The sequence below is a fragment of the Butyrivibrio fibrisolvens genome (assembly GCF_023206215.1).
Classification (GTDB): domain Bacteria; phylum Bacillota; class Clostridia; order Lachnospirales; family Lachnospiraceae; genus Butyrivibrio; species Butyrivibrio fibrisolvens_C.
This window is the reverse complement of record NZ_CP065800.1, coordinates 1,240,129-1,255,351: the sequence shown is the minus strand read 5'-3', so window position 1 is coordinate 1,255,351 and position 15,223 is coordinate 1,240,129. Positions and strand designations below refer to the sequence as shown.

The following is a 15,223-nucleotide window of genomic DNA, read 5'->3' as shown; positions in this document are numbered from 1 at the left end:
GTCAGTTCCCTCGGCGTAGCAGTACATGGCCTATATGCCTTATACCCTTATACATCTTCTGAAATACTGTTGGATTATCAAATCTTGGATACTTGCTATTCTCATCATCCCATTTATGGAAAGAAAAAGGTTCTATCCCCTTAGTTTCTTCAAAGGTCTGCTCTCTGCCAAAGTATCTTGCAACTTCTATAGGAGCAAATCTGCAGCCTGCTGCTTCAAGCTCCTTATGATGATGACAGCATATAAAACCGTCCTCATTGTACCAGCCATAGAAGCTCTCCCACGGGATTCCAAGCTTTTCTGGCAGTTCCAGGAGCTTTTTACTCCTTATTCCAACACTGTTACCAACTCTTATGATCACACCATCAGGATCTCTATAAGTTATATTGTCACCTTCAGGTGGAAGCGGCCATGGAGATCCGATATAATCGTAATCAAGGAATTCGTCCCGCCACTTATCAGGATTAACAATAAATCCGTCGTAGTGGACCAGCATGATATAATCTGTATTTATATGTTTATGAATCTCATATACGCATGCATAGTTGAACTTATCTATATTGTCTATTTTATCAATATGAGAATATCTTATACCCTTTGGAAGTCCGAAGGGCTTTCTATCTGTAATAAGGACTGCATCTCCAAAGTCAATGCCTCGCATGGAATATTCCATAGCTTTGACAGTAGCCTTAACCTTAACACTTGTCATAGCTACTAATGTGACATTAGGGAGCTGTAGTCTTCCGTTTATGTACTCAGCCATTTTAAACCTCGAATATTAAGCGCCACTTCCATCACCACTTAAGTCATCTAAACTTTCTCATCACATGGTGATAAGCCTTACGGCAAAAACGTCCTACCGTAAGATCAAGTCTTGCCATAAGCTTTTTAAATCCGCTTATCCTGGGCATAACAAGGTAACTATACTCATCAAGATGCTCTAATAAATACTTAGGATACCTGTCATCCATCTCAACTCTTGCAAACTCTGCATCTCTTCCTAGAAGGTCTCTTCCAAGTATGAGCTGGTCCATAGTCTCAGCCAGTATCTCTCTATCATTGTACTCCTGATGGGCTGCTGCCTTGACCTTAACACCTATACGCTTGGCTGCATCTGTCTCATGGTGTCCACCCATGTATCCAAAATGCCAGCCGCCTTCAGGAACTCTTACAGACCTGGGATCTGTAGTAGCTATCTGATCTCGAAGTCGAACTATGCCATCCTTAGGGATCTGACTAAGACTTGTTATCTTAGTACCAAGCCACTTGCGCTGCCTATCAGGAATCTCAGGGAACTCACCCTCTGTCTCCAAGAGATTACCTGATATCTCCATCATATTAAAAAAAGCATAGAAGTTATCCTGTGCAAGATGATATACCTTAGACGGATCAAAGTTATCAAATACCCATTTAAGTGCCTTCGGAGAAGGAATCTCATCGCAGTCGCTTAGCATTATGATATCCTTGTCTGTAGCATCCTTAAGACCTTCTATGAGGTGATTTTTCTGAAATACGTCACGTTCAAAAGCATTCACATCTGTAGGATTCTCATCAACTACTATATAAGTTATCTTATGAAGGAATTCTTTGAACATGTCCTTATTTTTTTCAAAGCAAAGCTCCTTGGGCTGGCCGGAAAAAGTTGTAGTCGCTTCCTCTATTACGAAACGGTCTACATAAGGGTCCAGTATATTGAGCCTAAGCTTTAATATATCAAGCTCGTTAAAAAACGGAAAACAATCGTAGATCATGGATCATCCTCTATTATCATTTGTTTTGTCCAAACTTCACACTTGGTCTGGAAGAATTAAGCTTTACTAATTAAGCTTTACTAATCATTCTTTGAATTTTTCTAAATGCTCTCCCGGCCATCCAGGTTTTATAGATAAGCTGACTTCTTAATGTCTGCATCTCTCTCATAAAGCCGGTAGCCTTCTTGGATTTCTTTGTATATATGCCGGAAGTGGCTTTAAACTTTTCAAGTTCTGCCCTGCATTCATCAGCTGTGAACATCTTCCCTTTTCTATCCATATAGTGGAAAAAACTATATATGTTCTGCTCTGAAGCCCAGTAACCATTAGATACATTATGTCTTGCCCAGTATTTTGGGGCTATCGCATACACAAGTTCCTCGCTTGTAAGTGCTGCAAGTACTGCAAAAGATGAGTTAGACGCAACAAGATACCTTGCGTTCTTAACTGTCACATAGTCCTTGCCCATATCAAAATGGTGTGCTTCAACTTCAGGAAGGATCTTCCTTGCAGACTCCACGTCTTCAGTCACTATCATGAACTCCATGTCAGGACGGATCTTTTTCATCTGCTTCATGGCTTTTAGCCAGTAGTTTCTTCCAAGGAATAGCTCCGGACTTGATGAATACTCACCGCCTCGCATATTCAGAATACACAGGTTATCCCTTGTATACTCTTTGGAATCATACTCAGGTTTTACTTTAAGCCAGTCCTTGATCTTATCTTTAAATTTGATAAAATAGGACTCCGCCTGAAGATTGCCATATATAAGGGTGTTATCTTCTATATCATGGATACTGTCATCAGGTCCGCTTACATAGATTCCATTCTCCATATCTGACTTTGAAGTACCAAGATATATCCTGGTATCATCGTCATTCCAGATATGCATCTTGTCTTTGTCATTGGGAGATATGACCTTACCACAGTCAATATCCATGAAATACATGCCATTTGATGAATGTATATTATTGCCAAACTGCTCGGGATTTAGAATTCCAAATTCGCACCCCTTCTCAGTGGCAATGGCTCTTGCCGTTACATAGACAAAGAGTTGGTTGCCCAACCCCTGTCCTTTGATCATCTCTGTACCAATCATATCAGTGAATTATATGACGTCCTTCCAATGTGGTCTGTACTATCTTTTCGTTACGAACCTCATAAATTATATCACACTTCTCTATAGTATTAAGTCTGTGTGCTATTATGACCATGGTCTTCTTGCCATGGAAGCTGTTAACGGCTTCCATAACTGCTGCCTCAGTCTCATTATCAAGAGCAGATGTAGCTTCATCGAATACCAGAATCTCAGGATTGTGATACAGCGCTCTTGCAATACCTATACGCTGTCTCTGTCCACCTGAAAGTCTTACACCTCTATCACCTATCTTGGTATCCAGTCCTTCCGGAAGTGATCTTATAAACTCATCAAGCTGAGCTTCCTTAAGGACTTCCCAGATCCTGTCTTCATCGATCTTGGATGCATCTATACCAAATGCAATATTCTCTCTGATACTCTCATCTATAAGATAGATAGACTGAGGTATATATCCTATCTGAGAAAGCCATGACTCATAGTTACTGAATATATTCTTGCCATCACATAGTATCTCACCTGTCTGAGCATGAAGCAGTCCCAGAAGTATATCTACTATAGTAGACTTACCGGCGCCTGATGCTCCCATGATTCCGACAGATTTACCCTTCGGAACCAGCATATCTGCGTCTGAGAAGATATTACTGTCAGTATCAGGATAATGGAATGTAATATGCTTAAGGCTAATCTCATTCTCAAGCTTAAGCGCAGGTCCTGAATACTTCTCAGTTATAGCTCTCATCTGACTGTCAGCTTTCATGGACTCTGTCAGGTTATCATATACAAAGTTAAGGCTTGGCTGTTCGTAGGCAATCTCTGTAATGTAAGTATTGATACGGTTGGCACTAGGCATGATTCTCATAGCAGCAACTGCAAATGCTGTCAGCTGCGGGATAAGATCTCCAACATTACCATCCAAAAGGACATAGATAGCAATATAGCCAAGTACAGCAACCATGAATACTGATTCTATTAAAAATCTTGGAAGGGAGTTGAAGATAGCATAATCTTTTGAAAGTCTTGCTCCATCAAGTCCGCTCTCATAATAATTTCTGATAAAAAAGTCTTCTCTGTGAAGGACTTTAACATCCTTAAGACCATATATAGCCTGAAGGCGCCATTTTGCTATCCTGGACTGAACCTTCTGATTTTCTGCTCCGTATTTTTCCATACGGGGTTTTAATACCTTGGTATTAACAATTGTAATAACAAGAAATACTGCTACGATGAACAAAGTCATCTGCCAGTTAACAACTATTAGTACAATAGCAAGACATGTTGATACTACAAGCTCTGTTGCAAGCGAAAGGATCGCCATGATCATATGAAAGAGATTAGGTATATCTGAGTCTGTAATTCTGAATACTGTTGGTATATCTGCGCCAAGGTAATATTCGTAGGGTCTGTTCAAGAACTCTCTCATTACACGGCTTATCATCTCATTTCTCCCGTATGTAACAAAGGTGTTCTGCCTTGCTGAAAGAAAGAGAAGATATATATTCTTGATAACAAATATGACCATCAGTGATATAAGCAAAAACAGCATAAGCTTTTTATCAGAATCAAGTCCAAATACCCTGAGGATACCATCAATAAATGGAACCTTTTCTGCAGCCTTTTCAAGATATCTGTGGAGTGTGTCCGGAGTAATTATTGCAGCAGCAACAGGTACTACCATTGATACTCCAAGAGTCTCAAAAAGGCCTCCCAAGAGGATCATGATGCCAAGAACAACAAACTGCTTTTTCTGGCGTCTGTCAAATATATATCTTATCTTGTGAAATAAACTAAGTTCCTGTGTAGAGACGTTCTTTTCGTTTTTTTCTGTGTTAGTAGATCCCATCTTTAACCTTCCTTATATGTTAAAACTCTTAAGCTGATTTCTATGTTTTTGAAATCTCCATTCTTAAGAGTAAAAACTTTTTAATATCTTTTTATAACTTATTACTTACCCATATCTTTACAGGTATTATAAATGTATCATTTACTGCCATAAAAGAATTATACAGCATAGTATTTTTAAGGAACAATTTCATCCTCAGTTCCTGATGAGGATCTGCGATCCTGCAGCTATACACCTTGGCATAATTATTCTTTACTCCCCTTATCACTTCTGCAAGAGCATCCATCTTAGCTTTCTTCTCAGGATCTTTGGACCTTCTGACCTGAGTGTATAAAAGCAATAGTTTCTTATATACCATATATTGATGTATGTATGCAAGTTCAGGGTATCCTGCATCTACAAGTACCTTGTTACGCGCCTTGTAAGCAGGAATCTGCTGGGTCAGTATATCCCATTTGACACCCTGATTCATGATGCTTCCGCTTCTATCAATTATATAGTTGTATAGCTTATCGCAGATAACTACGCCGCTTTTAACTTTATTAAGAAGCTTTGTTGTATATACTATATCTTCATAGTGACCTTCAGGGAATCTAAGCTTATCGCCCTCTTCTACAAGGCTTCTTTTGTAGAGTTTATTCCATGCGCAGTTCTGAACTACGTATTTCTCATCTTCTTCTACAAGCGCCCTTAGAAGATTTTCTGAATTCATCAAGGCAAGATCTGAGAGATAGCAGACTTCATCTTTTGAAGCTGTCACGTTTTGCAGATCTTCTCCGTTAGCGCTACTTTCTTTAGCTAATTCTTTAGTAGATTCTTTAGTGGATTCTTTAATTGGTTCTTTTGTTGATTCCTTCGTGCCTGTAAGGTTTATGCTCTTTGCTTTGGTATTCTTGGATTCATATACATTCTCATATCCGGCTACTACTATGTCTGTATCAAAAGCCTTCATCGCAGCCATCATCTCTTCATACATCCTAGGCTCTATATGATCATCACCGTCCACAAAAGTTATATATGTACCGGATGCTCTGTCCATGGCATAGTCTCGTGCAAGGCCAAGGCCATGATTATCTGTATGAAATACTTTGATCCTTGAATCCTTACTTGCAAGCTCATCGCAGATAGAACCGGAGCAATCTGTTGATCCATCGTCTGTTATAAGGATTTCAAGATTCTTATAAGTCTGCGCTGTGATAGAATCAACACATCTTCTTATATATGTCTCGATATTGTAGCAGGCAACAATCACAGTTATAAGATCTGTCTGATCTGCTTCAGCTATTCTATTTAGTTTATAACTTGGATATTCCTGCATTATATCTCCTGACAATTTTTTCATATGCATTACTAAGTCATGTAATACATTGTAAATAGGTATCTGGGTTACGAATATTTAATGTCGGCAAACTTATGCCTATTGTTCATGCTGATCTCATGCCATATTTATTCATATGAGCAGCATATCTTTAGTATATATATCAGTCATATTCTTGTTATTAAGCCACTTAGAAGGTGCGATAGTCATACCTTCATGATCTGACAGCCATGCTCCCCACCAGGAGAAGCTTGAGTTAGCAAGTATATGATGCTTGCAGGCTGACATCAGGTATAGCTCTGCCAAGTCTCTATATTCGCTGATACTATTATTACTTTTTTTAATCTCTTTATTCTCTTCTGAAGATTTGCTAATACCTATCGTATCTACGAATGTAGTATTCTTATCACTAGCGAATTTCTCTTTGCACCATTCAATATCATTTGAGAAAATAAAAAGTCTTGCTAGAGAGAACTTTTCTCTTATCATCGCTATTGCTTTGTTATAGTACTCATCTGTACAGATGCCGCCATATGTTTCGATTATACCTGGTGTAAGATAGTCACCTCTTCTTATGTGAAGACTTACTGATTCGCTGTTTTTTATATCATGATAGATCTTTGTTATAAGATCAGTGGATGTAAGGATATCTTCTTTACCCTTAGTAAGTTCATCCTTTAAAGCTTTAACAGATTTCTCATCTCCGAAGTACTTCTCTGACTGAAAATAGCCATTTAAATACGCCTTGGTCATCTCCAGAACCTTGGGATCATAGTTCCCATCCTCAGGTTCATAATAATCAAAGGTCTTCCTTCCTGTTATCTTCCTTCTGATACGGCTGAAAATATCCATATATGAATCTCTGATATCCGTAACTTCATCCCTTGTAGCTATAGCATATTCAAGGTTCATACAATCAAGGCAAGGCTTTCTTAGTTCATCGCCTTCAAAGCCGCTTTCGATATCCATTTTAACATCTCTTTTTAGATGCTTAAAATTCTTATAAAGTCCATACAAAAAGAGCTGATTGCCAAGCCCTCCCTGGAGTTTAATTATGATCATTTTGCCTCTTCCGGCTCTTACTATGCCCACAAATTTTCAATTAACATTTACTTTATTATGCTACCCATTTTATCTGGTACTACGCCAATCATTTTGGTATCAGTTCATTAAAATCATAGTTTTTATAAAACTGTTCAACTTCATCATAGTACTCATTGTAAGTATCAAGTGTGAGTCTGTTCTCATCTGCTGCCATCATCTCAAGGATCATATCACTTACATCACCGCTATAGTGCGATACATCCCTGTAATTATCAAGGTTGCATGTCATATCAGTCATATCATCAAATGCAAAAAGATGTATGTTCTCATATGGTAGTATGAGGCTGGCAGCTAGCCTATAGCATTCCATCTCTTTTAACATAGTCCCCTTTTCCCAAGAACCGCCCCAATATGCAGCACTATACGGCGGAAAAAAATAATAAAACTGTGTATCAGGGTGAGCTTGTGCTGTATCTGTTATATTCTGCTTAACAGTATCTGTAAGGGTTTGAATCTCTTCATCTGTAAGAGAAGTGATCAGATCATCAGGAGCTTCAAAAGAGGTCTTATCTCCAAGGACCGATGCTGCTCCAAGCGTTGCCTGCCCCATCCAGTTACTGTATTCATCAAAAGATGTGATGCCGCCAGTATTTCCCAACCCTAACTTAAATAGCATTGGAAGACAGTATCCGCCTATGACAGTGCTATTTAAAAGGTAGTTAACATCATTAAATACATTGCTGTCATAAAGATATTCCGGGTAGGTTCCAAGGTCGTCTCTTTCGGCATCTTTATCTACAAGCAGGTAACTTCCATCAAGACTTCGCACGACAACATCTACATCATGAGTTTCAAGAGCCAGTTCTATATTGTCATTGATCTCTTTGAACATACCACCTGCATAGCAGACTTTGATAAAATCTCTATTCCAGAGTTCCTGTGCCTGCGAGGCCTTAAAATTCTGGGTCATCGAAGTTCCCGTTATGAGGGCATTATAATCAAAGTATCTTGTAATTCCGTCATTTTGATATCTCTCGTTATCAAGAGTGTAATAGAATGCTCCCAGCGGTTTATGGTAATGGAAAAAAGGATCTATCACCGCCACCATAGCCGCCATCAAAACTACAAGGCATACAAAGATCGATATGAAAATTTTAACCCACGACTTTGTGGTGAGCATTCTTTTTTTATCCTGCATATAATTCCATTCTTAGACTATGAATCTGATCAGTCTTATCCATCCTGATTCTGATAAGTTTGTCAAAAATTAAAATACAAAAACGATGTCACGTTAGACAGTGACAAGAGGCATACCATAAATAAAACCATAGTCACCGCAAGTGTCCATAAATTAGTCTTGTGCTGCCTTTCAAGGTTATTCCTTGGTACAAGGCATATGAACATACATAATATGAGCATCAGTACCATACCAAAAACATACACGCCAATATCCGAATATGATATCCCGATAGCACTCAGCACAGATCTAAGTCTTGGTATCTTGAATACCGATACCAGCTCTTCATGCATGGTCCTGTACTTGATACCAAAGGCCTTGCCGACCATGTACCACCACTGAGCTACAGAATCTGCCCTGAACAACAGCCATGCAATATTCACAAACAAAAATGTGATAAACCATCTGACAGGTGCAAATATCTTGTCAAAAGGTTTTCTAAATATCCTGTGAAGTACCTGACATGCTCCGTGAAGTGCTCCCCACAGTATGAAGGTCCAGTTAGCACCATGCCAGATTCCGCTTATTATAAATACAATCATCATATTTATATAGGTTCTGACTGTGCCTTTCCTACTGCCTCCAAGCGGGAAATACACATATTTTCTTAGGAAAGATGTAAGTGATATGTGCCATCTCTTCCAAAAATCTGTGATAGAAAGCGCCTTGTAAGGAGAATTAAAGTTGACAGGAAGTTCTATGTTAAACAAAAGTGATACACCTGCTGCCATATCGCAATATCCGCTAAAGTCAAAATATATCTGCAGTGTATAGCACAGCATCACGATCCATATATCCATAGAATACAGATCAGGAACATTATTAAATCCCCAGTCAACAGCCTTGCCAAGAATATCCGCTATCATGAGCTTTTTAAATAATCCAAGTACGAATATCATGATGCCGCGGGATATATTGTCATAATCCACAGTCTTTTTGGCAGGATTTCTAAACTGAGGCAGTATGTCCCCATGAAGTGCTATAGGGCCTTCTGCCATCTTTGGGAAATAGCTTATAAATAGTACATACTCAAAGAGACTGTAATCCCTTGTCTCGCCTCTATAAGTATCAACCAGCCATGATATCTGCGTGAAGGTAAAAAAGCTGATCCCCAGAGGAAGTGCTATATTCTTAAAAATAAAGTCTGTACTAAATAAGGCATTAATATTCTGAACTAAAAATTCTGAATATTTGAAGTATATTAGTAAGATCACATTCAGAATAATGCCTAAAGCAAGTATAAGCTTAGAATTACTCCGCTTTATAAAAAGCGTAAATATGTAATTAAGGATCAGACTTGCGCTAAAGAGTAAAAGTATGGATATTCCTGCCCATGCATAAAAGACAAGTGATGAAGCAGCCATCCATAAAAGGCCATATTCCTGTTTTTTGCGGCTGAGCGCAAAATATCCTATAAAGCTTATCGGAAGAAGGCACAATATAAAAATATAGGAATTAAAACTCATAGGTTATTGTCCTCAAGCCACTGCTGGAACATAAGGATGTACCAGATCTGAGGCTTCCATTCACCGCCTTTTATAAAGTCGTCCCATATCTTGTGAACAGCATCTGCATTAAGATATCCCTGTCTTTTGATCTTGGTCCTTCTTATAAGACTCTCTGCCCAGGATCTAAGTTCAGACTCTCTAAGCCACTGGTCTATCGGAATAGAGAATCCTTTCTTGGGTCTGTCCATAAGTTCTTTTGGCACATATTTATAAAGGACATTACGAAGGACTTTTTTGCCAACCTTGTTATCACGAAGGTACGAAGTTGGAAGCGTCCATGCAAACTCTATGATATCCCTGTCAAGGAGAGGCACTCTTGTTTCAAGTGATACTGCCATGGCTGTTCTGTCAACCTTGGTGAGGATATCGTCAGGATGGTACATGGTCATATCCATGAGCATTGTCTCATGATTGGTCTCTGCAAGGAAATGATTAAGTGTATTGCCTGCATAGAGCAACTTATTGTTCCATCTTCCATCCGGCGGGTTCTTGTCTATATCTGTTATCTTCCTGCCATATCTCCAGGGGTCTGACTCTATCATGTGTAGATCTGCTATATTACGAGCTCCAAGAAGACCTGCCTTGATCTTGGCAACATCACTGAATCCTGCAAACGGAGTAGTTACAGCTGATGCTACTCTCCTTACAGGATAAGGTATCCTGCCCATCTTGCCCCAAATCCTCTCAATAGATCTGTATGATGTATATCCGCAAAAGAGCTCATCTCCCGCATCTCCTGACAGAGATACTGTTACATGCTCACGTGTCATCTTACTTACAAGATAAGTTGGTATCTGGCTGCTGTCTGCAAAGGGCTCACCAAACATATTTGGAATATCCGGGATAACTCTCTTGGCATCTGCATCATCTATATACATCTCTGTATGCTCTGTGCCAAGGATTCCCGCTATCTCTTTAGCAATCTCAGCTTCGTTATAGCCTTTTTCTTTCATACCGATGGTGAAAGTCTTGACTCTTCCGGGAGCTACCTGCTGCATTAAAGATACTATAGTACTTGAATCTATACCGGCTGAAAGGAAGGCTCCAAGCGGAACATCTGCTACCATCTGACCCTTAACAGAGTCTTTTATAAGTCTTTCAAGTTCCTCTGCTGCTTCTGCTTCAGAGCCCTGGAATATATTGTTCTGACCATAAAGAGCAGCTTCCTTCATGGACCAGAATATAGTATAGGCATGACCTGTATCCTGACAGAGTTCGTCTATATTGTCATAGACTTCCTTGTAGGTATGACCTTCATAATAGTTAGTTGCATTAAAGCTTCTACCTGCTTTGGATGATCTGTAATATTCCTTGAGATCGCCATCTTCTACAGGGTTAAAATATCCATAGGGATCATCTATTGTAAGGATTGTTCCGGGTTCAAGCTTATAGATATCTTCATATATGCTGTAAGGAGCAGGAATATATCCATGACTAAAATATAGTGGTAGAACGCTTCTGTTGATCTTTTTCTCAAATTCCGGAAGCTCTGTGAAGCATCCGATATCTGACGCAAAGCCAAATACTTCATGGTTTATAAAGCCATAGTAAAGAGGCTTCTCACCTACACGGTCTCTTGCAAGCTGAAGTCTTCCTGTCTTCACATCGTAAAGTCCTATTGCGAACATTCCCTTACTCATACGAAGGGCATCATATAGACCATAGTTTTCTGCATATTCAAGAAGTATCTCTGTATCAGAGGTTCCTCTAAAGTCGCTTTCCTTGCAGACTTCATCGCTTATGAGCTTTTCTTTTAACGCACCTGCATTATATATCTCACCATTGTAGACCATGATATATCTGCCTGAATGAGACTTCATAGGCTGAGATCCGTTGGCTGATAAGTCTCTGATGGCAAGTCTCCTGTGGCCAAAAGCCACCGGGCTCTCAGGACTTATCCAGATACCGTCTGCATCAGGGCCTCTATCTTTCATATGTAAATTCATAGCTGCAATTGCAGCTCTTGCATTTCCTTTATAATTAAGTAATCCGCAAATTCCGCACATGTTAGTATTCCTCTTGGTATACAAGTTAAGTTTATAATTATTATGCCTATTTCACTTCATAATACCCACAAAATAATCTTCCCATTTTCTATTGATCACATCAGGAGCTACTTCATTCTGAATCTCTGAAGCCTTATTTCCAAGTCTTCTTGCATATTCATTATCGTCTATCATTTTCTTCATAGCTCTAGTCATAGAAGCTATATCACCCTTTGGTACTACTATACCATTTATATCATCCTGTATCAGTTCTGATGTATCATACATACAATCAGTAGTGATGCAGGGAAGTCCCAGGCTCATGGCTTCTATAAGGGCATTGGGCATGCCTTCCATGTCTGATGAGAGTACGAACATCCCGGCTCTTTCGATTCTGTCAGCTACGTCCGGTACGCTTCCTTCGAATATGATCTTATCAGAAAAGCCTTTATCCGATACATAACTAGTGAGCTTTACTCTATCAGGTCCATCGCCATATATAAGGAGCTTATAGTCAGGATATTCATCCTTGATAGAGGCAAAAGAATCTATGATAAGCTTATGATTCTTGTTCTCATCTATCCTTCCTACGGTAACTATGGTCTTATCTCTATCACCTTGATAGGGCTTTCTAATAAATACAGGGTTTATGGAATTGGGAAGGACTGTTACTTTCTTCTTAAGCCTGTCAGGGAGCTGCAAAGCTGCGCCCTTACTTTGAAGGACTATTCCTGCTGCCTTAGGGAAAGAATACTTCATAGCCATCATCATTGACTTTGATGGATACTCCATTTCGAACTTAGCTCTTACTGACACCACAACTGGTATATGTAGGCTCTTTGCTGTCATTATAGCCATGATGTTGTTCTTACCTATAAATGAGAGGATAAGGTCAGGTCCTATCTGCTTCCAGGCATTCTGTAACGTTTTAAAGCGAAGTGCAAAAGCCTTGGCTCTTCCAAGGCCTGTATCATCAATAGCTGTAAAGACTCTGTCTATACCGCCTTCTAATCCGCCGCATAGGTCAACTTTTTGAAACTGACCAGGCTTATCAACGATTACTGCATTTTCTATATTCTTATTAACAATATCTTTATCAACAATTTTTTTATCAATTATTTCTTTATTACCGATACTATTACTGTTTCCAGTATTGAAGCTCTCAGAGCCCTGTTCATCATCAGATAATCCGTAGGTCACTTTCCAAGCTGCATGAGGTACTTCATATTCTGTAGATGCAATATAAGTTGTAACCAGAGTCACATGGTATCCCCTTGACCAGAAATACTCTGCAAGGTTTACCATAACGCGCTCTGCTCCGCCTTTTTGAAGGGAACCTATATACATTGCTATATGCTTTTTATTTATTTTGCTATAGTTCATATACAGAATGATTTCCCTTCTTTTCTTATTTCAAATTTCTCTTCATGTAATGCTATTTTTATAGTAGTTCTAAAGGCAGTAAATAATCACATTCCTTTTACAATAAACTGGTCGTACCACTGCTGAAATACCAAGAAGCTCCATGACATCTTGGAATAGTTGGCGCCTGAAGCAGGTCCGCCATCTCCAACTGTCAGATAATTATTTATAAACTTGGAAACATAATCTGCGTCAAATATTCCCTGTTTCTTTAGATACTCGGGACTACTGTATGTCTTTAGCTGCTCAAGTAGTGGTCCTCTCATCCATTTATCAAGAGGTACGCCAAAGCCAACTTTAGGCCTATCAAGGAGCTCTTTGGGGATATAATCATATGCTATATCTTTAAGTATATGCTTCTTGTCACCATTATGATACTTGAACTCATGAGCTATACGATATGAATACTCCATAACAGATGTATCCATGATAGGACAGCGGTTTTCAAGTGAATATTTCATTGAAGCTCTGTCCATCTTGCACAGGATATCTCCCGGAAGATATGTATCCATATCAAGGAGCATACGGCGTACCTGCCAGTTATCCTGAGGATATCCGCTCTCTATAGGATATTTGCATGGAAGCTGTATAGTCTTATCGCCGCTTCCTAACATCTCATCCATGTAGATCTTATTGTACTCATTAAAAGTCATAAGTGCATCAAAGCTCTCAATGCCATCAACAAAAGCATGGGCAGATAATATATAATAGTCAGATGCGAACTGAACCTTGGTTTCCTTATCCCTATTTCTTGCAATGGCACGTACACTCATTGGCATCTTATCAATAAGTCTTCTATCACCAAAAGGTAACTGACCTATTGTGTGAACGATTGCACCAAGCTTGTCCAGTTTCTGTGCCTGTAAGATTTTAGAGTAAATATTATATCCACAGAAGAATTCATCGCCACCATCTCCAGACAAAGCTACTGTCACTTTCTCTCTAGCCAGCTTAGACACAAGCATCGAAGGAATCTGTGAACTGTCCGCAAATGGTTCGTCATAGTACTTGGCAATACTGGAGACTTGACCTAGCATTTCTTTTTCATCAATATAAAGTTCTGTATGCTCTGTACCAAGATGGGTTGCTACTTTCTTAGCAAACTTTGCTTCATTATATCTTGGCTCATTAAATCCTATGGTAAAAGTCTTAACAGGCTTATCTGATATATCCTGAGCTATAGCTGTTATAAGGCTTGAATCATATCCTCCTGAAAGGAATGCTCCAAGATGAACATCTGCTATCATACGCTTTGCTACAGAGTCTTTTAGAAGCCTCTTAAGCTCGCTCTTGGCTTCATTATAATTAGTTACAGGATCTGAAGTCCCCTTTTCATAAGCTTTTCTTACATCCCAGTATTTACGTATGCTTATATCTCCAAGGTGGAATTTAAGGACTGCACCAGGTTCAAGCTTATAGACATCTTCAAATATACTATCAGGAGCATTAATATACTGCTGATAGAGGTATCTTGCTATGACACTTTTCTTGATAACGCCTTTAAATCCCGGGCATTTCATAATAGGCTTCAGCTCAGATGCAAAAACAAGGTTATCGCCATCTTTCCAGTAATAGAGAGGCTTTTTGCCAATTCTGTCTCTAACAAGATATACATTGTCAGTCTCTCTATCAAAAAGTGCTATTGCAAACATACCATGGATATGGTCTACGAAGTTCTCGCCCCACTTAAGGTATGATGCGATGATAACTTCAGTATCACAAGTAGACTTAAAAGGATAATCCGACAGCTCTTCTTTTAACTCCAGAAAATTATAAATCTCACCATTAAAGACTACGCTTATGCGCTTATCTATAGAGTGCATAGGCTGGTGTCCCAGTGGTGAGAGATCCAGAATCGAAAGACGTCTTTGGGCAAATCCTATATTATAGCCATCTTTAAAGGGGTATATCTCAACCCCGCTGTCATTTGGTCCTCTATGGATCATGGTGTCATTCATGATCCTAAGTTCTTCTTCTGTTATTCTGTTTCTTGATATATATCCGCTTATTCCGCACATA

The 15,223-nt window shown here is 39.2% G+C and carries 11 protein-coding genes; all 11 read right to left on the bottom strand.

Annotated features, from left to right (window positions below; genetic code table 11):
* Position 1: 1 nt before the first annotated feature.
* Entirely contained in the window at positions 2–763 is a 762-nt protein-coding gene (locus I7804_RS05095) for a DUF5672 family protein (protein WP_248405260.1), read from the bottom strand.
* 43 nt (positions 764–806) lie between these two features.
* Positions 807–1,751 carry a glycosyl transferase GT17 family protein gene (locus I7804_RS05090; RefSeq protein ID WP_248405258.1) on the bottom strand — a complete coding sequence of 315 codons (945 nt, stop codon included), beginning with the start codon at positions 1,749–1,751 and terminating at the stop codon, positions 807–809.
* A 70-nt stretch (positions 1,752–1,821) separates the two neighbouring features.
* Positions 1,822–2,850: a glycosyl transferase gene (locus tag I7804_RS05085; protein WP_248405256.1), complete on the bottom strand. Its 1,029-nt coding sequence runs from the start codon at positions 2,848–2,850 to the stop codon at positions 1,822–1,824.
* A gap of 1 nt (position 2,851) precedes the next feature.
* On the bottom strand, positions 2,852–4,690 hold the full coding sequence (locus I7804_RS05080; protein ID WP_248405255.1) for an ABC transporter ATP-binding protein: 1,839 nt from the start codon (positions 4,688–4,690) through the stop codon (positions 2,852–2,854).
* 91 nt (positions 4,691–4,781) lie between these two features.
* The gene (locus tag I7804_RS05075) at positions 4,782–6,032 is read right to left on the bottom strand and encodes a glycosyltransferase (protein WP_248405254.1); all 1,251 of its coding nucleotides are present in this window, start codon (positions 6,030–6,032) and stop codon (positions 4,782–4,784) included.
* A 108-nt stretch (positions 6,033–6,140) separates the two neighbouring features.
* The gene (locus tag I7804_RS05070; RefSeq protein WP_248405253.1) at positions 6,141–7,070 is read right to left on the bottom strand and encodes an alpha-1,2-fucosyltransferase; all 930 of its coding nucleotides are present in this window, start codon (positions 7,068–7,070) and stop codon (positions 6,141–6,143) included.
* 88 nt (positions 7,071–7,158) lie between these two features.
* Complete coding sequence (locus I7804_RS05065; RefSeq protein WP_248405252.1) at positions 7,159–8,250, bottom strand: hypothetical protein; 1,092 nt, start codon at positions 8,248–8,250, stop codon at positions 7,159–7,161.
* A gap of 62 nt (positions 8,251–8,312) precedes the next feature.
* Positions 8,313–9,755: an MBOAT family O-acyltransferase gene (locus I7804_RS05060; RefSeq protein ID WP_248405251.1), complete on the bottom strand. Its 1,443-nt coding sequence runs from the start codon at positions 9,753–9,755 to the stop codon at positions 8,313–8,315.
* Positions 9,752–11,803 carry an asparagine synthetase B family protein gene (locus tag I7804_RS05055; protein ID WP_248405250.1) on the bottom strand — a complete coding sequence of 684 codons (2,052 nt, stop codon included), beginning with the start codon at positions 11,801–11,803 and terminating at the stop codon, positions 9,752–9,754. Before I7804_RS05055 ends, I7804_RS05060 begins: the two co-directional genes overlap by 4 nt.
* Before the next feature lie 51 nt (positions 11,804–11,854).
* On the bottom strand, positions 11,855–13,165 hold the full coding sequence (locus tag I7804_RS05050; RefSeq protein ID WP_248405249.1) for a glycosyltransferase: 1,311 nt from the start codon (positions 13,163–13,165) through the stop codon (positions 11,855–11,857).
* Between the two features lie 86 nt (positions 13,166–13,251).
* Complete coding sequence (gene asnB / locus I7804_RS05045; protein ID WP_248405248.1) at positions 13,252–15,222, bottom strand: asparagine synthase (glutamine-hydrolyzing); 1,971 nt, start codon at positions 15,220–15,222, stop codon at positions 13,252–13,254.
* Between the last annotated feature and the right edge of the window lies 1 nt (position 15,223).